General features: G+C 31.4%; 22 protein-coding genes, 2 tRNA genes and 1 rRNA gene. 4 read left to right on the forward strand and 21 right to left on the reverse strand.

Annotation, left to right across the window (positions count from 1 at the left end; all coding sequences use genetic code 11):
* Positions 1–31 precede the first annotated feature (31 nt).
* From BUA82_RS13275 to BUA82_RS13300, 6 genes are all read right to left on the reverse strand, one after another.
* Positions 32–259 (reverse strand): glutaredoxin domain-containing protein, encoded by a 228-nt coding sequence (locus tag BUA82_RS13275; RefSeq protein WP_073009042.1) that lies wholly within the window; start codon positions 257–259, stop codon positions 32–34.
* Positions 256–1,197 carry a thioredoxin-disulfide reductase gene (trxB, locus tag BUA82_RS13280; protein WP_073009045.1) on the reverse strand — a complete coding sequence of 314 codons (942 nt, stop codon included), beginning with the start codon at positions 1,195–1,197 and terminating at the stop codon, positions 256–258. The genes BUA82_RS13275 and trxB overlap by 4 nt, the downstream gene beginning before the upstream one ends.
* 231 nt (positions 1,198–1,428) lie before the next feature.
* The gene (locus tag BUA82_RS13285) at positions 1,429–3,870 is read right to left on the reverse strand and encodes an ATP-dependent Clp protease ATP-binding subunit (protein WP_073009048.1); all 2,442 of its coding nucleotides are present in this window, start codon (positions 3,868–3,870) and stop codon (positions 1,429–1,431) included.
* A gap of 22 nt (positions 3,871–3,892) precedes the next feature.
* Positions 3,893–4,924 carry a protein arginine kinase gene (locus BUA82_RS13290; protein ID WP_073009051.1) on the reverse strand — a complete coding sequence of 344 codons (1,032 nt, stop codon included), beginning with the start codon at positions 4,922–4,924 and terminating at the stop codon, positions 3,893–3,895.
* A gap of 11 nt (positions 4,925–4,935) precedes the next feature.
* Positions 4,936–5,448, reverse strand: coding sequence for a UvrB/UvrC motif-containing protein (locus BUA82_RS13295; protein ID WP_073009053.1), 513 nt, complete (start codon positions 5,446–5,448; stop codon positions 4,936–4,938).
* A 16-nt stretch (positions 5,449–5,464) separates the two neighbouring features.
* On the reverse strand, positions 5,465–5,917 hold the full coding sequence (locus BUA82_RS13300) for a CtsR family transcriptional regulator (protein WP_073009056.1): 453 nt from the start codon (positions 5,915–5,917) through the stop codon (positions 5,465–5,467).
* A 241-nt stretch (positions 5,918–6,158) separates the two neighbouring features.
* Here BUA82_RS13300 and BUA82_RS13305 point away from each other — a divergent pair, with 241 nt between their 5' ends.
* Positions 6,159–6,809, forward strand: coding sequence for an MBL fold metallo-hydrolase (locus BUA82_RS13305; protein ID WP_073009058.1), 651 nt, complete (start codon positions 6,159–6,161; stop codon positions 6,807–6,809).
* A 70-nt stretch (positions 6,810–6,879) separates the two neighbouring features.
* Here the strand turns inward: BUA82_RS13305 and BUA82_RS13310 are convergent, their stop codons facing one another.
* The 9 genes from BUA82_RS13310 to BUA82_RS13350 form a co-directional block, all read right to left on the reverse strand.
* Entirely contained in the window at positions 6,880–8,565 is a 1,686-nt protein-coding gene (locus BUA82_RS13310) for a Mur ligase family protein (protein WP_073009060.1), read from the reverse strand.
* A gap of 202 nt (positions 8,566–8,767) precedes the next feature.
* Positions 8,768–8,938, reverse strand: coding sequence for a 4Fe-4S binding protein (locus BUA82_RS13315; RefSeq protein ID WP_073009062.1), 171 nt, complete (start codon positions 8,936–8,938; stop codon positions 8,768–8,770).
* Positions 8,939–9,038: 100 nt separating this feature from the next.
* Positions 9,039–9,242, reverse strand: a complete 204-nt coding sequence (locus BUA82_RS13320) for a heavy-metal-associated domain-containing protein (protein WP_073009065.1) — start codon at positions 9,240–9,242, stop codon at positions 9,039–9,041.
* A gap of 16 nt (positions 9,243–9,258) precedes the next feature.
* On the reverse strand, positions 9,259–10,161 hold the full coding sequence (locus tag BUA82_RS13325; protein WP_073009067.1) for a PSP1 domain-containing protein: 903 nt from the start codon (positions 10,159–10,161) through the stop codon (positions 9,259–9,261).
* A gap of 1 nt (position 10,162) precedes the next feature.
* Positions 10,163–11,095, reverse strand: a complete 933-nt coding sequence (locus BUA82_RS13330; RefSeq protein WP_178140729.1) for a DNA polymerase III subunit delta' — start codon at positions 11,093–11,095, stop codon at positions 10,163–10,165.
* Positions 11,096–11,126: 31 nt separating this feature from the next.
* Positions 11,127–11,456, reverse strand: a complete 330-nt coding sequence (locus tag BUA82_RS13335; RefSeq protein ID WP_073009071.1) for a cyclic-di-AMP receptor — start codon at positions 11,454–11,456, stop codon at positions 11,127–11,129.
* A 143-nt stretch (positions 11,457–11,599) separates the two neighbouring features.
* Positions 11,600–12,244, reverse strand: a complete 645-nt coding sequence (gene tmk, locus BUA82_RS13340) for a dTMP kinase (protein ID WP_073009073.1) — start codon at positions 12,242–12,244, stop codon at positions 11,600–11,602.
* Positions 12,245–12,302: 58 nt separating this feature from the next.
* Positions 12,303–13,721, reverse strand: a complete 1,419-nt coding sequence (locus tag BUA82_RS13345) for an aminotransferase class I/II-fold pyridoxal phosphate-dependent enzyme (protein WP_073009075.1) — start codon at positions 13,719–13,721, stop codon at positions 12,303–12,305.
* An 89-nt stretch (positions 13,722–13,810) separates the two neighbouring features.
* On the reverse strand, positions 13,811–14,020 hold the full coding sequence (locus tag BUA82_RS13350; RefSeq protein ID WP_073009077.1) for a sigma factor G inhibitor Gin: 210 nt from the start codon (positions 14,018–14,020) through the stop codon (positions 13,811–13,813).
* A 226-nt stretch (positions 14,021–14,246) separates the two neighbouring features.
* Between BUA82_RS13350 and BUA82_RS13355 the strand changes: the two genes are divergently transcribed.
* A complete protein-coding gene (locus tag BUA82_RS13355; protein WP_073009080.1) occupies positions 14,247–15,404 on the forward strand; it encodes a zinc-binding metallopeptidase family protein in 1,158 nt (385 codons plus the stop codon).
* Between the two features lie 21 nt (positions 15,405–15,425).
* Here BUA82_RS13355 and BUA82_RS13360 read toward each other — a convergent pair whose 3' ends face one another.
* Positions 15,426–15,914 carry a hypothetical protein gene (locus tag BUA82_RS13360; RefSeq protein ID WP_073009083.1) on the reverse strand — a complete coding sequence of 163 codons (489 nt, stop codon included), beginning with the start codon at positions 15,912–15,914 and terminating at the stop codon, positions 15,426–15,428.
* A gap of 293 nt (positions 15,915–16,207) precedes the next feature.
* Between BUA82_RS13360 and BUA82_RS13365 the strand changes: the two genes are divergently transcribed.
* Complete coding sequence (locus BUA82_RS13365) at positions 16,208–17,152, forward strand: magnesium transporter CorA family protein (RefSeq protein ID WP_073009086.1); 945 nt, start codon at positions 16,208–16,210, stop codon at positions 17,150–17,152.
* 75 nt (positions 17,153–17,227) lie between these two features.
* Positions 17,228–18,148 (forward strand): S66 peptidase family protein, encoded by a 921-nt coding sequence (locus tag BUA82_RS13370; RefSeq protein WP_242948973.1) that lies wholly within the window; start codon positions 17,228–17,230, stop codon positions 18,146–18,148.
* A gap of 64 nt (positions 18,149–18,212) precedes the next feature.
* Here BUA82_RS13370 and BUA82_RS13375 read toward each other — a convergent pair whose 3' ends face one another.
* The 5 genes from BUA82_RS13375 to rrf all read right to left on the reverse strand — a co-directional run bounded on the left by BUA82_RS13375 (position 18,213) and on the right by rrf (position 22,251).
* Positions 18,213–19,586 (reverse strand): MATE family efflux transporter, encoded by a 1,374-nt coding sequence (locus tag BUA82_RS13375; RefSeq protein ID WP_073009092.1) that lies wholly within the window; start codon positions 19,584–19,586, stop codon positions 18,213–18,215.
* Between the two features lie 190 nt (positions 19,587–19,776).
* Entirely contained in the window at positions 19,777–21,843 is a 2,067-nt protein-coding gene (locus BUA82_RS13380) for a helix-turn-helix domain-containing protein (RefSeq protein ID WP_073009095.1), read from the reverse strand.
* A 122-nt stretch (positions 21,844–21,965) separates the two neighbouring features.
* Positions 21,966–22,039, reverse strand: a tRNA-Cys gene (locus BUA82_RS13385).
* A 12-nt stretch (positions 22,040–22,051) separates the two neighbouring features.
* Positions 22,052–22,127, reverse strand: a tRNA-Phe gene (locus BUA82_RS13390).
* Between the two features lie 7 nt (positions 22,128–22,134).
* Positions 22,135–22,251, reverse strand: a 5S ribosomal RNA gene (gene rrf, locus BUA82_RS13395).
* Positions 22,252–22,408: the final 157 nt, after the last annotated feature.

Consider the following 22,408-nt stretch of genomic DNA (forward strand, 5'->3'; position numbering starts at 1 on the left):
TTTTAGTATGGATTTTTGTATCTATTTAACTTTAACCTTTAATTGCATTATCAATGGCTTCTCTATCAAAACCAACTATTATAGTGCCATTTATATCTGTAACAGGCACAGAACGTTGTCCTGATATCTTATAAACTTCATCTCTGGCTTCTTTTTCATCTGCCACATTTATTTCTTCGTAATTTTCACCTTTTGAATCTAAATATTTTTTTACTTTAACACACCATGGACACCAAGTAGTAGAATAAACCTTTATCATAATCTTCTTCCCTTCTCCACTATATACTTTTCTGCAGCCAATGCAGCTATAGTACCATCTGCCACAGCAGTAGTAATCTGTCTGTATAATTTTTCTCTTACATCCCCTGCAGCATATACTCCTTTAATATTTGTTTGCATGTTTTCATCTGTAGGAATATAGCCTTGGGTAGTTAAATTTATATAATCTTTAAAAAGTGCTGTTTTAGGTTCTGTACCTATATATCCAAATACTGCGTCTAAAGCTATATCCTTTGTGTCACCAGTTTTAGTATTAGCTATTTTAGCACTTTCAACGAAATCTTTACCATAAACATCTACTAAATCCCAATTATACATTACTTCAATCTTAGGATGATTTAAAACCTCTTCTAAAGTAGTTTTTTCACCTTTAAAATAATCATACCTTCTTATCATTATAACCTTTGATGCAAATCTAGTAAGGAATAAAGCCTCTTCTAGGGCTGAATTTCCTCCCCCTACTACAGCGATAACTTTATCTTCATATACCGCGCCATCGCATACAGCACAATAATGAACTCCTTTCCCAGAAAACTTAGCTTCATTAGGTATTGGTAGTTTTCTTGGGGTTGCTCCTGTAGAAATAATTAAAGCCTTAGGTTTATATATATAGCTTCCAGTAGTAACTTCTTTATCATCATCACTTAAATAAACTTTTTCCACTAAATCAAACTCATCGATATCAGCACCAAGTTCCTGAGCTTGTTCTTGCATTAAATCTGCTAAGGCTCCACCTTCAACAGTTTTAAAGCCAGGATAATTTTCTATGGTGTAACTGCTCCTAACTTGACCACCTACTATTTCATTTTCTAAAAGCAATGTATTAAGCTTTGCTCTTGCAGCATAAATAGCTGAGGTAAGACCAGCTGGTCCAGCGCCTATTATCATTAGATCTAATTCTTTAATCTTCTTTTCCATTATCCCTCTCTCCTTACTATTAACTCTAAATTATAGAGCATTACAAACTTATAAATAGTTTCTGTTAAAATCTCAAATAATATTTTACCCCTAGGGGGTATTATATTTATTATAATATACTAAATTTTAAATAAAATCAATAGTAATTTATTCTAAACAATAATTATTATTATTTATTATATAAAAAAGCTGACATTGATGTCAATGTCAGCTTTTGTTTTATTTTATAAATTACTCATGAGTAAAGTTAAGTTTACCATCCTCTTCAGTTACCATAACCTTATCACCATGTTTAATATTGCCTTTTAGCATTTCTTCACTGAGTTTATCTTCCACAGTTTTAGTTATCATCCTTCTTAATGGCCTTGCTCCATAAGTTACATCAAAGCCCTGTTTAGCTAGTAACTTTTCACTACTATCATCAAAGGATATAAATATATTTTGCTCCTTTAATCTATCTTTTACAGAGTTAAGCATTAGCTTTACAATTTGCTCTAAATCTTTTTCTTGAAGTTGATGGAATACTATTATATCATCTATTCTATTTAAAAACTCTGGTCTAAAAGTTTTTCTAAGCTCTTCCATAACATTTTCCTTCATCTTTTCGTGTTCACTGTTAATATTATCTGATTCAGGAGCGAATCCCAAGGTTCTCTGCTTTCTTATAGTATGAGCTCCTACATTGGAAGTCATGATTATTATTGTATTTTTGAAGCTTACAGTTTTTCCCTTTCCATCTGTAAGTCTTCCATCTTCAAGGATTTGTAAAAGTACATTAAATACATCTGGATGAGCTTTTTCAATTTCATCGAAAAGTACCACAGAATATGGATGGGTTCTCACCTTATCTGTAAGCTGTCCGCCTTCATCATAACCTACATACCCTGGAGGGGATCCTATAAGCCTTGAAACGGTATGCTTTTCCATATATTCTGACATATCTACTCTTATTATATTATTTTCATCCCCAAACATTGCCTCAGCCAAGGACTTAGATAATTCAGTTTTACCTACTCCTGTAGGTCCTAAGAATATGAATGAACCAATAGGCCTATTAGGATCTTTCAAACCAACCCTTGCTCTACGTACCGCTTGAGATACCGATTTAACCGCTTCCTCTTGACCAATTACCCTATTATGAAGAATTTCTTCTAATTTTAAAAGTCTATCAGACTCTTTTTCTGTAAGCTTTTCTACAGGTACATTTGTCCATTTAGCTACCACTGCAGCTATCTGAGGTTCTCCTACCACCTGAGTTTGGAAGCTATTTTGTGTAGTCCAATTTTTCTTTAAAGCCTCTAACTTTTCTTTTAGTTCCTTTTCCTTATCCCTTAAAGCTGCTGCTTTCTCAAAGTCTTGAACACTTATAGAATCTTCCTTTTCTTTAGTAATCTTCTCAATTTCATCTTCTATTTGCTTTAGATCTGGTGGTGCTGTAAGGTTTTGTATCCTTACCTTTGCTCCTGCTTCATCAATTAAATCTATAGCTTTATCTGGTAAGTATCTATCTGTTATATATCTATCTGATAAATTTACCGCAGCCTCCAAAGCCTCATCTGTTATTTTAACCCTATGATGAGCTTCATATTTATCCCTTAATCCTTTTAATATTTCTAAAGCTTCTCCTTTAGTAGGCTCTCCAACATTTACTGGCTGAAACCTTCTTTCTAAGGCTGAATCTTTTTCTATATGCTTTCTATATTCATCTATGGTAGTAGCACCTATACATTGAATTTCACCTCTAGCTAAAGCAGGTTTTAATATATTTGAGGCATCTATTGCTCCTTCTGCTCCCCCTGCACCGATTATAGTGTGAATTTCATCTATAAATAATATTACGTTACCTGCTTGTTTTATTTCTTCCATAACCTTTTTTAATCTTTCTTCAAATTCACCTCTATATTTTGCTCCAGCAATCATAGAAGAAATATCTAAGGTTACAACTCTCTTGTTCTTTAATATTTCAGGCATATTTCCTTCCACTATCTTTTGAGCTAACCCTTCTGCTATGGCTGTTTTACCTACTCCAGGATCACCGATAAGACATGGATTGTTTTTAAGCCTTCTACTAAGTATTTCTAAAACCCTCTGAGTTTCATCATCTCTTCCTATTACTGGATCTAGTTTGCCTTCTCTAGCCATTTCAGTTAAATCCCGTCCAAACTGATTTAAAGTAGGAGTATTATTATCTTTTCTTTTAGCTGAAGGAGTATTGCTAGAAGCTCCTGATGCATTTTGTCCACTCATACTATTAATTATTTCATTTCTTAAATTTTCTATATTTACATTAAGGTTTACAAGTATGGTGTATGCAACACCCTCCTGTTCTCTAATTAAAGCTAAAAGCATATGCTCTGTGCTAATATAATTATGTCCTAAATTTCTAGCTTCTAAAAGGCTTAAGTCTAAAAGTCTCTTAGTTCTTGGTGTTAAAGCAATTTCATTTTTAAATATTTCTATATCTCCGAAACCTACATATTCTTCTACTAATTTTCTTACGGCATCATCGGTTACATTCATGGAATTTAAAAGTTCTTTACTTATTCCTTCTACTCTTAGGATTCCTAAAAGTATGTGTTCTGTACCAATATACCCATGTTTAAAATACTGTGCTTCTTCTTGAGCAAACATTATTACCTTTTGTGCTCTTTCAGTAAATCTTTCAAACATCATAATACTTTACCTCCATTCATCTCTACATTAAGTTACTTAGTGTTTCCCGTACAAATTTGGCTCTTTCTATATCTCTTTCTCTTTCGTTTAAACTTCTAGAAATATTTTGTTGCAAGGTAGCTGGCTGGGTATTTACTAAAAGTCCGTTTATAATAGCCTTATCTACACCTTCCACCAAAGACATTTCAAGTCCTAATCTAACATTAGATAACAAATCAAGACACTCTGTAGAAGTTAAAACCCTAGCACTTTGAAGCATAGCCAAAGATCTAAAAACTTTATCTTCCAGCTCATATTTGTATTTAGATAAAATTAATTCCCTGGATCTATTTTCCTGATCTAATATCTGACCTACAGCAGCTTCCAAATTTGCTATTATCTCCTCTTCACTCATGCCTAGGGTTATTTGATTGGAAATTTGATAAATATTTCCATCTGCATTAGACCCTTCACCATATAACCCTCTAAGGGTCATACCAACTTGAGTTAAAGCTTTTAAAACCTGTGTAATTTCTTTATTCATAGTAAGGGCTGGAAGATGAATCATTACAGAAGCCCTTACTCCAGTACCTAAGTTAGTAGGGCATGCTGTTAAATATCCTAAGTTTTCATCAAAAGCGAAATCTAAAGTTTCCTCTAGCATGCTATCTATTTTATCTGCCATCTCATAGGCTTCTTTTAAATTAAATCCACTACTTATGCATTGAAGCCTTATGTGATCTTCTTCGTTTATCATCATACTAACGGTTTCTTCTCTATTTAAAATAAAAGCTGACTTATTTGGTGTTTTAAGCAAATTAGGACTTATTAGATGTTTTTCTAAATAACTTTTTAGCTCATTAGAATCTTTTTCCCACAACCTGATAGTTTTAAAGTCATTCTTCATATGGGTCGAAGTATAAAAGGCTCTTTCTATAGTTTCTATTAGATTTTTACATTGTTCTTCACTTAAATTATGTGGAAAAGGCATATTTTTAATATTTCTTGCTATCCTTATCCTACTGCTGATTAATGGCTCTACCTTTGAATCACCATCATACATCCAATTTTTCATATCCCCACCTCCTAATCCTGCTTATTTTGAAGATTTTTAATTTCATCCCTTATAAGAGCAGCTTTTTCGTATTCTTCAGCAAATATAGCTTTTTGCAACTCTTCCTTAAGTTTCAGAAGTCTTTTTTTCTCAACTAATTCCATGCCCGCTTTCTTTGGCACCTTTCCTCTGTGTTCTAACTTTCCTTGAACCCTTCTTACAATAGGGGTAACTGTGCTACTAAAGGTTTTATAGCACTGATCACACCCTAAAAGACCTAGCCTTTTAAATTCTGCTGCACTGGTGTCACATTTAGGACACTTAACTTCAGTGCGCTCCGCATTCTCAGATTCTTTATTCATATAATCCATAAAACCGCTTAAAATATTCTGAAAAGAAAAAGGTGAAATCATATCTGAAGAAAAGGATAGCTCTTGACTTTTCTCTGCACAGCTTTGACAAATATTCAACTCTTTCTTATCACCATTTATCATCTTTACTATATGAACTGTTGCTTGGTTTTCATGACATTTTTCACACAACATAAACTATTCACTCCCATTAACTTAGAATAACCCATATTATTGATTTTAATATGTCTGCCCTTAATTTATTCTTATTCTCCACTTTGCAAAGGGTCCTATCATTTAGTGTGAGCTTAATGATCTCAAACTCCCGCTCTGTGATGAGATCAGAGTCAAATAAGCTTTCAAGTAAAGCCAGGGAATTATCATAAGTAACACTTTCTCCAATACTTTCAATAATTTTTTCTGCCCTGCTTTCAAAGTCTTCAAAATTTATCTTTCTAATTACTATATACCCGCCACCACCTCTTCTGCTTTCAATGATATATCCTTTGTCATGGGTAAAACGCGTAGTAAGCACATAATTAATCTGAGAAGGTGCACAGCTAAAATAATCAGCTAATTCATTTCTCTGTATTTGAAGTTCTTCTTCGCTTTCCTTCATCATGTTCTTAATAAATTCTTCTATAATATCTGATAATCTTGCCATTACATCACCCTGTTCACAATCTATCTTACTTTGACTTTCTTTGACCTTAATATTATCATAATATTTTTATTGTTGCCAGGCAATAAATAAAATATTAAATTATTGAGAATTTTTATTGAATAAATAAACTTATATGTGGTTATCATGGATTTCCTCATTATTACTTAATAATTCTTTTTATAGGATGATTTTAGTTTACACATAATAAGAGTGGTTATAATATATAACGGAGCTGATAAATATGAAAATCCAGTGGATAGCACACTCTTGTTTTTTAATAGAAGATTCCTTAGGTAAAAGAATTCTTACGGATCCTTTTCACAAGAGTATAGGCTATGAACCTTATAAAGAATCCATTCAAGCCGTAACTATAAGCCATAATCACTTTGATCATAACAACTCGGAAGGCTATGCTGATAAATCAATAATAATAAATACATGTGGTTTCCATGACTTAGGTTTTGTTAAAGTACATGGCTTTTCTAGTTATCATGATAACCTTCAAGGTGCAAAGCGTGGAAACAACATAATTTTTGTTTATGAAATAGATGGTTTTAGGCTATGTCATCTAGGAGACTTAGGTCATGCCTTAGACTCAGAGTATGTATCAAAGCTTGGTGCTATTGACATCCTTTTTATTCCTGTAGGGGGTCATTATACTTTAGATGGCAATGAAGCATATAAATTATGCAGTGTTATTAAAAGCAGCATAGTTATACCCATGCATTATCATACTTCAGACAATACTATGTCCCTAGATGGTCCTGAAGAATTTATTGTGCACATGAAAAATGTTGAAAAAATTCAAGGAAATACTTTTTTAATAGAGAGTAAGGAACCTTATAAAAATAAAGTTATATTACTCACCCCTAAAGAAATTAAATTCTCTTAAAATTATAAGAAGCAGAAAAAATATTTTTTCTGCTTCTACTATGTTAAACATTATATATAAACTTTAGTAATTAATGAGAAAAATCTAAATCTACAGCTACAGGATTAAGTTCCTTACTCATGAAATATTGGTTGATAACAGGAATGATAACATCCAGGCATTGTGTAAATAACACTATCACTTCACCATCTTTTGCTGTTTTCATAGCCTTTAATAATGCTTCTTCTTCCTTATATATTTCTTCTACATTATCCATATTGAAGCCTTCCTCTAATATGCCTAGCTTGATCAAATTAGCGCTTTCTCCCGGTTTTCTGCCTCTTAAGTCTGCCTGCTCACGAATAAATATTCTATGGCAATAGCGCGCTGCCATACTTCCTAGCTGAGATATGTACTTATTTTTCCTATCCCCTGCAGCAGCAATTATTCCTGTTATACTAGAGGGATTTAAAGCTGCAGCTATGGAAAAAACCTCTTGAAAAGCCTCACTATTATGTCCATAGTCCAAGATCACTTTGTAATTATCCACACTTATTATATTTTGTCTCCCTGGATTTGTGTATAAATCGCAGTTAATATTCTTTATTACATTAAAAATCTCTGTAATATTACTGTGAATGGTACTTACTGATGCTATGGCTGCCATAATATTCTTTATGTTGCTCTTAGATATCCCCCCATGAGTAAAAGGTAAATTATCTATATTTCCCAGCCTTTCCACTTCTCTATTTATACAGTGTACTAATTCATTTTTTTCAATATAGTAAGCTTCTCCTCCATGCTTTATATGATTTTCCATGAGGAGGTTTTTTTCAATATCAAATAAGCAAACATTATCCTTATTATCTACACTATCATATAGTACAGTTAAAGCTAACATAATGAGCTTTCCATCTTTAGATAATTCTTTACAAACTGTGAATTTTAGCCTAGCAAGATCCTTTATATCATTTATTCCACTCATCCCTATATGATCTTCTGAAAGAGAAGTAATAATAGTAGCCATGGATTTCTTGTATCCAAGCCCCTTCTTTAATATTCCTCCCCGAGCTGTTTCTAATACTGCTACCTCTACCTCCGGGGACTTTAAAACCTCTCTAGCACTATAAAAACCTGTAGTATCACCATTTCTTATTTTTCTATCACCTATGTATATCCCTCCTGTGGAGGAAAGTCCCGTATGATAACCCAAGCCTTTAAGTATGTTATATATTAACCTAACCGTAGTAGTTTTACCATTAGTTCCTGTAACAGATATTATGGGTATTAACCCAATATTATTACTATTGCAGTAATCTTCTAATTTAGCAATATCCCTGTAAAACCTTTGCAAAAAATCATTATGACTTAATTTAAATGAATGAATTCCGTATCCTAATTGTATTTCATCATTATCCAGATTAATATAAGGAATATTAGCACTATCACACCAGTTTATTATATCTTTATACCAACAGTTAGTAATTAATTCTTTAGCCTTTTTCAAAATATATACTTCTTCTACCCCATTACAAATATCCTGTAATATAGAAATAGCAACTTCCTCTAAGGTATATGTCAGCCAAATATTATATAAGCCCTCTCCATTATATAAATCTACGATATTTTCTTCATATCCTGCTTGTTTTGAAATGCTTATATAACTTTCTATTATTCTCCCATAATGCTTCTCACCCTGTTCTAAGCATAAATAAATCAATCTTTCTCTTTCTTTGTTATTAGTACCTGGTAATGTTCTTATGATTTTAACCTTCATAAAATCACCTGCTCTCGTAAAAAAAGAAATTTATATCCTAATATACCTTTCCATATTTATCTATAAAATATACACCTATAAATACATTCTGCACTTATAAATGCATTCTTCATCTATTAATGTATTCTGCACCTATTAATATTTTCCAAGGTGCCTGACACCATAAAAAAAGACCGCCTTTAAAGGCAGTCATTTTCATCGATTAGTCCTGAACAGGAGCTCCTACTGGACATACATTTGCACAGTTTCCGCAATCGATGCAAGTATTTGGATCTATTTCATATTGAGTATCCCCTTGAGAAATAGCGTTAACAGGGCACTCTGGAGCGCAAGCTCCGCAGCTTATGCAAGCATCATTAATTTTGAATGACATACAAAACACCTCCTAGATATATGGATGTCCCAAGACACAAATACATTTTAACACGTTTTACATTATTTTTAAAGATATTTCACATCTTAAATTGTTAAATTTATAGCACTGCAAACCCTAATTCTTCTACAGAGCTTATAAAATCTTCTTCAGTTACAAAGTAGTTATCATATACTATACTTATTTCCCCTTTTACTTTATTAATCTCACAGGCAACTACTCCTTGGTGATTAGCAATAGCACCTTTTATTTTAGCAACATCTTCAGAAGTTTTTATATTTCGGACCTTTAATAAAGATTTCATATTTCCCTCCCCCAAGCTAACCTTTAAGTAAATCCTTAATGATTGTTTTATCTACTATATCAATTTCATCCTTTAAATCAGCATCATTAATATTGTCCTCATAGCCACCAGCTATTAATTGAACTTCATTTATATTAACAGATATAATTACTTCTTCATCAAAAGAATTTTTCATCTTCACTTTAACAGTTTCCTTAACGGTACTATTACCTATTACTTCTCCTTGGCCTTCTGGAGTTTCAACTATAGAACCTACCTTAGGGAGCCTTCTTCTAATATCTTCATAGGTACTTTGTTCATAATTAAGGCAACACATTAACCTACCACATATACCAGATATCTTTGTAGGGTTTAAAGATAAGTTCTGTTCCTTTGCCATCTTTATAGAAACTGAGGCAAAATCTCCTAAAAAGCTTGAGCAACATAGAGGTCTTCCACAAGGTCCTAGACCGCCTATCATTTTTGCTTCATCTCTAACTCCAATTTGTCTAAGCTCAATCCTTGTTTTAAATATAGTTGCTAAATCTTTTACTAATTCCCTAAAATCAACTCTTCCTTCTGCTGTAAAATAAAATATAACTTTGTTGTTATCAAAGGTATACTCTACATCTATTAGCTTCATGTTCAGATTATGCTCTAAAATTTTATTAAGGCATATATCTAAAGCTTCTTTTTCTTTTTTCTTATTCTCTTCGTGCTTTGTCATATCCTCTGAATCAGCAACTCTCAAAACATTTTTAAGAGGTGAAACTATTTCCTCTTCTGAAATGTTCTTTGGACCGATTACGCATTCTCCAAACTCTATTCCTCTAGCTGTTTCTACTATTAAGTAATTGCTTTTCTCTATGTTTAAATCTCCTGGTGCGAAATAATATATCTTACCTGCTTTTTTAAATCTAACTCCAACCACTGTTATCATATTAAACCTCCAACATATTAAGCAGCATTATATCATAAGTCACTGCTGCACTGACATTGCTGAAGAATGCCTCTCTAGATTTATTTATTACTTCTATAAGTTCATAAAGCTTAGAATAGGAAAACATATTTGAAAGCTGTTTTACATCCTCAAGTTTATCCCTATTAATTATAATTTTACTATTCTCTAGATCCTTATATATCATTATGTCTCTTATATATGATAATAAACTATTCAAGATATCTTCTTCTTTATTTTTATATTTTGCAAGCTCTTGCTCGTACTTTATTACAAGGGTTTCATCTTTTGTAAGTATATCTTTAAGCATCTTCAATGTAATATTTCTTATATTATTAAACTCTTCATCCTTTAAAAACTTTTCAGACCTACCTGGTATACCATCGCTAAATGCAGAAGCTAAATTAATCATCTCCTCATCCAAATCAGGATAATGTAAGCGTAAAAAATCTTTTATCTGTTTTTTTGAAAGCCTTAAAAGCTTATGAATTTGGCATCTGGATTTTATAGTGTCCAATAATAGTTCACTACTATCAGTAGTTATAATAATATGTATTCCTTTTGGAGGCTCTTCTATAGTTTTTAGAAAAGCATTTTGAGCCTGCACCGTTAATTTTTCTCCATGATATATAATAATAACCTTTTTATTACCTTCAAAAGGTTTTTTATTAACTTCTTCTATAATGTCTCTAACTTCATCTACACCAAAAGATCTTTTATCTGTCCTATATTCTATTATATCTACATATTTTTTTACAGGGGACACACCTAGTATATCCGCTGCAATCTCTCTGGCAAGGTAGCTTTTACCTATTCCATCCTGCCCTGTTATTAAATGGGCATGGGGAAGGGCACCGGATTTTACAGCAGCCTTAACCCAGCTTCTAACTAAGTCATGACCTATAAAATTATCCACTGCACTCCCTCCCATTCCTTGAAATCATAGTTTAGAATCTTACAAACTGGTCCACATCTACTACAAATATAGTAGCTCCTCCTACTTCTACTTCTACAGGATATGGAATATAAACTCCAGTAGATCCTGCCATTGGCGAAGGAGATGTAACCACCTGTTCCCTTGTCTTGCATGTATCTTCGATTAAGCCCATAACTTCTTTAATCTTTTCTTCATCTACCCCAATCATCAAAGTGGTATTTCCTGATTTCAAGAAACCACCAGTGGTAGCTAGTTTTGTTACTCTAAAACCATTCTCTGTTAGTATATCTAGTAAATCTGCTGCGTCATCATCTTGTACTATGGCAATAACTAACTTCATAATGCACACCTCCCTAAAAGATAATAGAGATTAATTTTTTAATACACCTAAACTAGATTCATTTGTTTATTATATTTTATCATAATTTTATATATTCTAGTTATTAATTTACTTAAAATTTAACACAAAGTAATAATATGTAATTAAATAATAATTCCCTTTGCATTTAAGGTTTCTTTAAATACCTTAAGCACATCTTGAAAAACTTCTTCTCTAGTTTTAGAGGCATCTACTTCTTTAATTCTTTTATTATACTTATTTTGAAGTGTTTTATATCCATCTCTAACTTTTTTATGAAATTCTAATTTTTCAAGATCCAATCTATTAATCTCTCTACTTTTATTCATAGCTATTCTAGCTAATCCAATTTCCGGTTCTATATCTAGATAAATAGTTAAGTCTGGCATATTTCCTTCTATGGCAAACTGATTTATAGACATTACTTCTTCTATTCCTAAACCTCTGGCATATCCTTGATAAGCTAAAGATGAGTCTATAAATCTATCACATATAACTATTCGACCATTATTCAAAGCTGGAAGTACCTTTTCTACTAAATGCTGTCTTCTTGATGCAGCATATAAAAGCGCTTCAGTTCTTCCATCCATGGAAGTATTTTTAGTGTTTAAAATAATATCTCTTATCTGCTCAGAAATAGCTATTCCTCCAGGCTCTCTTGTAAATAAACAGTCAGCTGAACTTCTTAGCATATAATTTTTTAAATCTTCTATTACTGTAGTTTTACCTGCCCCTTCTGGACCTTCAATTGAAATAAATATTCCCTTCATATCCTACCTCCTAAGCTTTATAATTATAGCACTTTTATTTTTTAATATCAAAAGCATTCTATTTTAAAACCATTATATTTTTTTCTGTAACTCCTAATATGGTTACATTACTATTAATATAGAAATTAATTATATCTATTATATTCTCGTCAATAACTTCTCCCATCATAACTAAAGGTATTCCTGGAGGATAAGGTATAATATTTTCAGCGCATATTCTATTTATGGCCTTATCTATACTACACCATTCCTGCTCTTTTTCTAAAACTTCATAAGGAGGTAATTTAAGTAAAGGTATACTATATTCAGGATTTATTAGTTCTTTATCATAAATTTCTTCCCTGCGGCATTGTTTTAGCGCCATATAAAGCCTTTCAAAATCTTCTTCTCTATTAAAAGGATTGGTTATTAGAACTATATTTTTATAATCAGCCATTTCACATTGAACACCCTTTTTATATAAGTAATCCAATAATCTATAACCGCTTGTATCACTTTCTCTTAGCTGTATCAGTAATCTAGTATCGTCGAAATCATATATTCTTTTAACATCACCTTTAAAAAGCTGTTCCTTATCAACACACTTAAACATAGGCAAGTCATCTATAAGCTTCTTATAATAATCTAACAAGGTTAAAAGCTCTTCATAGGCGTCCTTTCCCTTCACCTGAAGAAAATGTCTGGCATAATCTAAAGAAGCCATTATCAAGTAAGAGGGACTGGTGCTTAAGAACATATAAAGATACCTTTCAACCTTACTAATAAGTTCTTTGCTATTAACATGAAGGTAGGCACCTTGAGTTAGACTTGGTAAAGTCTTATGAGCACTGATAACTACCATATCCGCCCCAAGCTTTACAGGATTTTCAGGCAAAGCTTTATTTACTCCAAAATGGGCAGCATGAGCTGCATCTATAAGAACTTTTATATCTCTTTTCTTACATTCTTTTATTATACCCTTTAAATCACTGCATACCCCATAATAATTAGGATAGGTTAAAATAACCCCTTTAATATCCTTGTGTGTTTCCAATAATTTTATTAAATTATCATAATCTATTCCTAGAGGTATGTTATTTTCCTTTGAATAATCATTAGAAATATATACTGGAATAAGTTTTCTAAGTAGTATTCCATTGAAAATTGACTTGTGACATCCTCTTTCTACTAATACCTTATCCCCTTCTTTTAATGCAGAAAAAATCATAGTGATATTTCCACTGGTACTTCCATTAACTAAAAAATATGACTTGATACTGCCATAGTAATCCCTTAATAGTTCTTGAGCCTCTTTTATTATCCCTTCTGGTTTATGGAGATTATCTAAGCCTTCTACCTCTGTAATATCACCCTTAAGTAGTATTTCTTTAAAATTATCATTAAAACCTCTTCCCTGTTTCCCTCCCGGCATGGAAAAGGGAGCATTATTTTTATTTATGTAATCACTCAAAGCTTGTACTATTGGTAATTTACTCATATTATCCCCCTAATTTTCAATTAATTTAAAATGAGAAAAGCAGCTATAATGCTGCTTATAATGTACCTATTTCAGAAGTAATATCTAAATTAGCTGTAAACTTCACAATTTAAATTGTTACCCTTTATAGCAAATTCTGATATGCTCTTTTTTATGCATTCTTTATAATACTCGTAAAAATCGTTGCCAGCTTCAGAGCTAATCAATTTTTCTTCGCAGCTTCTGCATATTCTTTTACCGTTTATTATTATACCATCATTTCTATGTTTCCTACATATAACACAGCTTTTTTTAATCATTTAATTATTCATTATAAGGACTAACATCCTTTAATGAATTACACCCCCTCAAAATCTATTACTTTGATTATTGCCCCGTATACTATATTTTATTCACTTCATTGAACAATTAAAGTATGTCCACCTTTTATTTTTAAAATTTTATCTTATATTTTATAAAACAAAAATAAATATATTTTTACTATGAGGTTAAACTAAAGTTGAATTATTGCGAGGAGGTTTTTCCATGAAGCAAGAAATAATAAACAGTATAAATAAATGCAGTGATGAATTTTTCACTTTATCCAAATACTTATTTGAGAATCCAGAAACAAGTTATAAAGAATTTAATGCTTGCAAGAATATAACCTCTCTATTAAAAGAAAAGGGGTTTAAAGTAAAAGATAATTTTTTAAATATAGCTACAGCCTTTGAAGCTACCTATGGAAATGGATATCCTAAAATATGCACTATATGTGAATATGATGCTGTAGAAGGTTTGGGTCACATTACTGGACATAATCTGCTAACTGCTATATCCCTTATGAGCGCTGTGAGTTTAAAAGATGTGGTGGATAAAACCAGAGGAAGCATAACCATTTTAGGATGTCCAGGTGAATACTTAGGAGGAGCAAAGGTTACTATGGCTAAACAGGGAGTATTTGATGATGTTGACTTAGTACTTATGGCACATCCTGATATAGAAACCTCTGAAAGTGGAACCTCTTCTGCCATATTACCCTTATCAGCAAAATTTTTAGGAAATAACGGATTGTCTTTTCTTAATAGAGGTTCCTATACCTCCCTAGACGCTGCTCTTTTGACTTTTAGTATTTTAAACACTTTAATAAAGGGTTTTCCTAAAGAAGTTAATATAGATGGGGTACTGTCAAAAGGAGGGATTACTCCTCTAATAATTCCAAAAGAATCAGAAATAAAGTTCTACATAAGAGGAAAAGATACCAACACAGCTTCTAAAGCCGAAGCTAAACTACGTGAAATTATTGATTTTGTAGAAAAAATCCTTAATATTAAATCTGACATTTGCCTATACGAGCCACCTTATGAGGAGCTTATAACTAATATAACTTTATCTAGACTATTTAGTCATAACTTAAAAGAATGTGGAATCATTGACATCCATGCTCCTAGAGATATATATGCAGGATTAAGCCTTGGCACTGTCAGCCATAAAAGTCCTTGTATACATCCTTATATAGGTATAATAGAAAGTAATTCTATAAAATATGGCACTACAGAATTTGCAAGAGCAACACTATCAGATTTTGCCAAAGAAAACGCTATGAAGGCAGCTTCTGCTTTAGCTATTACAGCACTAGATCTCATAGAAAGCGATAATCTTTTATCCGAAGTAAAAACAGAATTTTATGATGTAATTAAATAAAGAACCAGTTTTTCTGGTTCTTTATTTAATCAAGTAATTTATTTTTTCTACTAACTTTTCACTAGGTTGGAAATAGAGTTTTTCATAACCTTCTTCACTTTTGTAAATACAACATAAAGAATTAAATTTTCTAAGAGTACAGCTGAAGCTATTACTTTTTACTATGTTATATTTTTCGTTACAGGAAAAAGGCTTACCTATATAAACTATATTTTTTAAGTCTATGCACTTAACTGCTTGATGCTCATTTTGTCTTATTCTATGAATAATAAGTTGATCTGCAATGATAGAATACTTATAACTAACTCTACACCTTAATACTTGAAAAGCAATAAAACCTATAGTCATAATTCCGATAGCAGGATTAGTAACAATACCTAAACTAAAGCCTCCTATTTTTATAGTTTCAAGTATATTTGATATAGCAATCATAATGCTAAGAACTATAAAAATAGTAACTATAACCGGCATTCTCTTCTTTGCATTTATTTCTTTGTACATAGTACCCATAAACTTAACCCCCGATAATATTACAATATTCTTCTAACATAGAGATTATACTAGGCTTTCAATATTTAATCCATATCATCAGAGCATCACTATACATCATATATGAGTGTTTTTAGCCTCTAAAGTATGTGGACTAGCTTTAGTGTCATGGAGCTATTATTATCTCTCATTATCATCTTCTCTCTATGGATATTAATATTTTTAAAAAGATTTCTATTAACTTAACATTACCTATATATATGATGGTGTCTTTGATATATAATATATTAATGAATAAATCTGGAGGTGAACATATGATTCATATTTATAAAAGTACATCAGAAACAAATACTTCTTTACAGTGTTTAGAGAGCATAGAGCCAGGAAGCTGGGTTAATGTAATAGCTCCTTCAGAAGAAGAATTAGTTTTAATCTCTAAAAAAACTGGGGTTCCACTAGACTTCTTAAAAGCTCCTCTAGATGATGAAGAAACTTCTCGAATAGAAATTGAAGACAGCAATATTTTAATAATTTTAGATATTCCTTTTGCTGAAATGGATGATAGCTCATTAATCTATGATACCTATCCTATAGGAATAATTCATACTGAGAAAGAGATAATTACTGTTTGTTTGAAAGACAGTAAAATATTTCAAGATTTTACAGAGGGGAAAATCAAGGCATTTTACACCTTTAAACGCTCTAGATTTATACTGCAATTATTAAGCAGAATCTCCACTTACTACTTATTATATTTAAGACAAATAGATAAAAAAAGCGTAATAGTAGAAAAACGTCTTCATAGGTCCATGAAAAATAGAGAATTGATTCAAATGCTTTCTTTAGAAAAGTCTTTAGTTTATTTCTCTACCTCCTTAAAATCTAATGGAGTAACCTTGGAGAAAATGTTAAAGCTTGAAATAATGCAGAAATATGAGGATGATAAAGATATACTGGAAGATGTTATTATTGAACATAAGCAAGCTATAGAAATGACAGACATTTATAGCAATATACTTTCAGGCACCATGGATGCTTATGCCTCTGTAATATCTAATAACTTAAATATAGTAATGAAATTCTTAGCTTCCATTACTATAGTTATGGCTATACCTAATATGATTTCAGGTATATTTGGTATGAATATGGACTTTATGCCCATAATTCACAACCCCTATGGGTTTCAAATTGTAATAGGGATAATAATAGGTCTATCCCTAGCTGCCATAGCTATACTATATAAAAAGGATATGTTTTAATAAGGAATAATTTATCCAAATAATTAATATAAATATTTATATTATAAAGCATATGAATTTATGGAGGTATTTAATTTGTTTGTACCTAAAAGATTAAAATTAGGCTCTACCATAGGTGTGGTTTGCCCGGCTTCTCCTGAGGACTCTCAGATTATTGATGAAAAGATTTCTGAATTTGAAAATTTAGGCTATAAAATAAAAAAAGGAACCCATATATATGATAGATATGGATACCTGGCAGGCCTAGATGAGGATAGATCTAAGGATTTTCAAGATATATACTGTAACGGAGAAGTAGATGCGGTTATTTCATTTAGGGGTGGCTATGGCACTATGCGTATGATGCCTTATTTAAATTACAAGAAAATGTTATCAAATTATAAGATTTTTTGTGGCTATAGCGATTTAACCATATTGCTAAACTATTTATCTAATAAGTACAATATGATTACTTTTCACTCTCCCATGATATCTTCAGATTTTACTTATGAAGATACCTTAAATTCTTTTTTACTGACCCTAATGGAAGGTTATAAACCTTATACTATAGAAAATCCAAAGGGTTTCACATTAGAGAGCAATACGGATATCTCTGCCCTAGGTACCTTAGCAGGAGGAAATTTATCCTTAATCTGCGCCTCCCTAGGAACCCCTTACGAAATGGATTTTAAGGATAAAATACTTTTTATTGAAGAAGTGGATGAATCCCCTTATGCCATTGACAGAATGCTTACTCAACTCTCATTAAGTGGAAAGCTTAATGAGTGTAAAGGATTTATTTTAGGACAATTTACTGGATGTAGTTTAGAAAATTACACTAGAAGCCTTACTTTAAACCAAGTTTTAGAGGAAAAATTATTCACCTTAAATAAGCCCATTTTATTTAACTTTATGAGCGGACATGATAACCCTAAACTCACCTTACCTATAGGTGCTAAAATCCAGCTAGACTGTAAAAATAAAATGATTAATGTGCTGCAAAAAGTAGTACAATAATTAAAACTGGTTATAGCAGAGTGCATAACCAGTTTTAATTATTTCATAATCTATTTATTTTAAATTAAGCATATGATTCATCTGTGTCATATTCAAAGTCAAGATTCCAAACCTTATATAGGAAATATATTGATGTTAAAGCTGATATAGCATCAGATATAGGGAAGGAAATCCAAGCACCTGGAACTCCCATAAAGTTAATAAGTACTAATGAAATAGGTATAAATATTACAAGCTGCCTGTATATTGAAAGGAAGAAAGAATTTTTTGCATCCCCAATAGCTTGATAGAAATATATTGCTATATAGTACAAACCTACAGTAGGTAATATGGAAATACACATTCTAAATGCCTTAACCGTTTCATTAAGCAAGGACTTATCCTTAAGGAAGAATCCTATAATTCCATTGGAGAATATAATTAATATAGCCCAGAATACAACGGATATAAAGGTTACAGTTTTCATAGAAACCTTTAATGTATTTCTCATTTCTTCATAATTTTCAGCACCGTAATTATAAGCTACAATAGGTTGCATGGATGAGCTTATACCTATAATGGCTATAAACATAAACATAGAAACCCTTGTAATTATTCCTATCATAACTACCGCAGCATCTCCCCCCTTAACATATAAAAGGTTATTAAGGATAACTGCTACTACAGCATCAGAAATTTCTACTATAAAAGTGGAGAATCCTATGGATAGTATCACTTTACTCATATCAAAGGATAAATGCTTTGAAAGTCCCTTCATGGTAAAATTTAATGAATAATATTTTTTAACCTTCATAAATTTTATTAATGCAAATAAGAAAGCTAAAAACTGTGACAACACTGTTGCAAAAGCAGCTCCTTTTACACCAAAACCTAGTAAAGCCACTAATATAAAGTCCACAATTATATTGGTAACAGCTCCTAAAGAGTTTGATAATAATGTTATCTTTGTATTACCAAGAGCTGTCATAATACAGCACATTACAATACCAAGTCCCTGGAATAATCCTCCTATTAGGATTATAGAGATATACTCCTGAGCTAAAGGATAGGTTACTTCACTAGCACCTAAAAAGTATATAATTTTTTCTTTAAAAATATATAATGATAATATCACTGTAATTAAAATCCCCATATTTAAAACTAAGGAATTTATAATTGTCTTCTTAAGTTCATCATAATTTTTTTCTCCAAGATTTCTCGCTACTATGGTGGTGGTACCTACTCCTACTAATAAGGCTAGTGCACTTAATAATCTTTGGACAGGAAAGGCTAAAGTCAGGGCTCCAATAGCATCTGTACCCACATGTCTTCCCACGAAGACCGTGTCCACCATATTGTAAAGTTCTACTACTAGAAGAGATATTATAGTAGGTATAGCAAATTTTAATAGTATGCTTTTAGTTTTTCCAGTAGTAAAAATTTTGTTATCTATGCCCATGAACTTCACCTCCTAAATATATATTCACAACATAGTTTACATATTTTTTTTGTAATTTTATCTACTCTTATATTATATGACAGAGAAAATTTCTAGGCATTCACTAAAGTAAGCACTTAAATGTACTAATAAGCTTTAATAGCTTTTGTAAATATCTTGCAAAAAACAAATAACACCTCACTTTGAGGTGTTATAATACTTCTTTTATTAATATAAGCAGTGCACCGTAGCCTTTTAGCTCTGCTCTTATATTTGTAACAGCATTTTTTTTAGAGTACTGAAAATCAATTTTAGGAAAGGATGCTTTAAGCATTATTTCTTCTTCCTCTTTATTAAGTCTTTTTGGTTTTCCCATAGACAGCCAATAATTATAAGATGAACCCATATCCTCATCTATCTCATAAAAGGTCATTTTAGAGCTTTTAAGGATATTCACTATATTTAATGAATACTTCTTTTCTACAGTGTTTTTCACTCCACGCATTTTAGAAAACTTTTCAAATTTCATAAGATTATTAAGTTCTTCATTATAACTATACAATAAAATCTGATATTCATTTTCACTCTTAGTAATTATATAACCATCATTTATATCCACTAAGGTATCACCAAGCTTATTAAGTAAAAAATAAGCATAATAAGATGGCTTCTTAATACCTTTATCATTAATCATTCCAGGATAGCCGAAGAAAACCTCATTGGTTAGCTTTACCTGTCTGTCTAAAACATCATAAGCCTTTAAATAATTTAAATTATTTTTATTGTTAATAACTGAATGTATAATATAAGGAAGCATATAAGCTGTATCATATATATAATCTATATTATGATTTTCCTCATATTCTTCATAAAAAAGTTTAAGATCATATTGATCTACTAATATTGCCTTTATACTTTCCTTAAGCGTTTCAGGTAACCTCTTTGAGAGTTGAAAACCATAACTTTTAAATTGAAGATTTTCTATTTCACTAAAATAAGTAACAAAATTTCTAAAAGCATTAATAAACTCAATTTCATTAAAGCTTTTATTATCTAAAACTATAAGAGGTGTTACTGATATATTTTCTAAGAATTCAAATACAGTACGTGCTCTACTCCAGTTATAAAAATTTCCTCCTGGAAATATTCCCATATCCATAGAAAATAAATTTTCAATTCTTCCATATTCAAAGCCTACTTCATACTGAAGCTCCTCTAACATATCTTTATTATCCTCTATAAGTAAATCAAAGGCTTCTCCTAGATTAATAACTTCTTTAAATTTTTTATTAAACTCACCTAAGTTATTTGACATATTTATATGAAGTTTAGTTATTCTATCTTCAAAATTATATCTATCATAATCTTCTATATAGTAAGCTACGGATTCTAATGCATTTATAAGTGGAAGTATCTCTACTTGTTTCTGCTTTTCATAAGTTTCTTCATCTACTTTATGCTTCTTTCTAAATTGCAATGGTGTCATCTTAAAATAAAGCTTAAAATGCTTATTAAAATATCTGGTGTGTGAAAAACCTATTTCTTCGGATATCTCTGATAATGTCATTTCAGTGTCTAACAGTAGCTTTACTGACTCTTCCACCCTTGTAAGATTCAATAAATCCGTAAAAGAATATCCCGTGGCATATTTTATTTCATGAGATAAATAGTTAGTACTAAGGAACTCTTTCTTTGCTATATCTTGAAGGGTTATATTGCTATCATAGTTATTGAAAATATATTTTGATATTCTATGATACCTTTCTAACTGCTCTTCTTTATCTCTTAATTCTTCCTGTTCATACATTAAATAATGAAAATTATTTATAAGATGATATAATAGATCAATTAAAGTTTTTTCCAAGTATTCATCATAATCATCACTTTTTTGAACTGCTTCACAAAGAATTATAGATAGGAAAGTCCTTAAATCTTCATATTCATCGCTAAGCTGAGAATTTTCTTCTTCAGTATTAGTATAGAAAAACATATTCTTCATATCGCTATAATACTTTTCAAAAAAATAAGGATCTATATGAAATATTAAAACTTCGTTATCCTCATCACTATATAAGCGATGGGCTTCATCTATATTTACTATTTCTATATCATTTTCTTTAAGATTCATTGTATCCGTATCTATGGTAATACTTAAGTTTCCTTTTAGCACATAAATTATTTCAATAGAGTTATTCCAATGAATGGGATAATTTTTTACTTTGCACAAAGAAATATTAACTGGCATATCAGTTTCATAGCTTATATATTCTCTTCTCAAATCCTATCCCTCCTTGATAATAATTATTATAACATAACTAGGTTATAAGTATTATATTAAATCATAGTATGCTATAAAATGCAAAATCCCTTTGGAAGTATTATTTCCAAAGGGATTTTGTATGGAGGTGCCACCCGGATTTGAACCGGGGATGAAGGTGTTGCAGACCATTGCCTTACCACTTGGCTATAGCACCAAATAAAAAAAATGGTGGCCAGACCAGGAATCGAACCAGGGACACGAGGATTTTCAGTCCTCTGCTCTACCGACTGAGCTATCTAGCCACATTTAACCTGGCGACGTCCTACTCTCCCACACAGTCTCCCGTGCAGTACCATCGGCCCTATGAAGCTTAACCTTCGTGTTCGGAATGGGAACGGGTGTTACCTTCATGGCATAATCACCAGATTTTCGGTGCTTTTCAAAGAAAAGTACCTTTATCTGAAAGAATTTTGTTCTTTCAAAACTGTATATAGAACTTTGTAAAGAAAGATTTATTGGTCAAGCCCTCGACCTATTAGTATCAGTCAGCTGAACATGTTGCCATGCTTACACCTCTGACCTA

The organism is Clostridium amylolyticum, assembly GCF_900142075.1.
GTDB classification, from domain to species: domain Bacteria; phylum Bacillota; class Clostridia; order Clostridiales; family Clostridiaceae; genus Clostridium_AA; species Clostridium_AA amylolyticum.

Coding starts and splice junctions, on each gene's coding strand:
- BUA82_RS13275 (WP_073009042.1), bottom strand. CDS start 259: ATGATAAAGGTTTATTCTACTACTTGGTGTCCATGGTGTGTTAAAGTA.
- trxB (WP_073009045.1), bottom strand. CDS start 1,197: ATGGAAAAGAAGATTAAAGAATTAGATCTAATGATAATAGGCGCTGGA.
- BUA82_RS13285 (WP_073009048.1), bottom strand. CDS start 3,870: ATGATGTTTGAAAGATTTACTGAAAGAGCACAAAAGGTAATAATGTTT.
- BUA82_RS13290 (WP_073009051.1), bottom strand. CDS start 4,924: ATGAAAAATTGGATGTATGATGGTGATTCAAAGGTAGAGCCATTAATC.
- BUA82_RS13295 (WP_073009053.1), bottom strand. CDS start 5,448: ATGTTGTGTGAAAAATGTCATGAAAACCAAGCAACAGTTCATATAGTA.
- BUA82_RS13300 (WP_073009056.1), bottom strand. CDS start 5,917: ATGGCAAGATTATCAGATATTATAGAAGAATTTATTAAGAACATGATG.
- BUA82_RS13305 (WP_073009058.1), top strand. CDS start 6,159: ATGAAAATCCAGTGGATAGCACACTCTTGTTTTTTAATAGAAGATTCC.
- BUA82_RS13310 (WP_073009060.1), bottom strand. CDS start 8,565: ATGAAGGTTAAAATCATAAGAACATTACCAGGTACTAATAACAAAGAA.
- BUA82_RS13315 (WP_073009062.1), bottom strand. CDS start 8,938: ATGTCATTCAAAATTAATGATGCTTGCATAAGCTGCGGAGCTTGCGCT.
- BUA82_RS13320 (WP_073009065.1), bottom strand. CDS start 9,242: ATGAAATCTTTATTAAAGGTCCGAAATATAAAAACTTCTGAAGATGTT.
- BUA82_RS13325 (WP_073009067.1), bottom strand. CDS start 10,161: ATGATAACAGTGGTTGGAGTTAGATTTAAAAAAGCAGGTAAGATATAT.
- BUA82_RS13335 (WP_073009071.1), bottom strand. CDS start 11,456: ATGAAGTTAGTTATTGCCATAGTACAAGATGATGACGCAGCAGATTTA.
- tmk (WP_073009073.1), bottom strand. CDS start 12,244: ATGAAGGGAATATTTATTTCAATTGAAGGTCCAGAAGGGGCAGGTAAA.
- BUA82_RS13345 (WP_073009075.1), bottom strand. CDS start 13,721: ATGAGTAAATTACCAATAGTACAAGCTTTGAGTGATTACATAAATAAA.
- BUA82_RS13350 (WP_073009077.1), bottom strand. CDS start 14,020: ATGATTAAAAAAAGCTGTGTTATATGTAGGAAACATAGAAATGATGGT.
- BUA82_RS13355 (WP_073009080.1), top strand. CDS start 14,247: ATGAAGCAAGAAATAATAAACAGTATAAATAAATGCAGTGATGAATTT.
- BUA82_RS13360 (WP_073009083.1), bottom strand. CDS start 15,914: ATGGGTACTATGTACAAAGAAATAAATGCAAAGAAGAGAATGCCGGTT.
- BUA82_RS13365 (WP_073009086.1), top strand. CDS start 16,208: ATGATTCATATTTATAAAAGTACATCAGAAACAAATACTTCTTTACAG.
- BUA82_RS13375 (WP_073009092.1), bottom strand. CDS start 19,586: ATGGGCATAGATAACAAAATTTTTACTACTGGAAAAACTAAAAGCATA.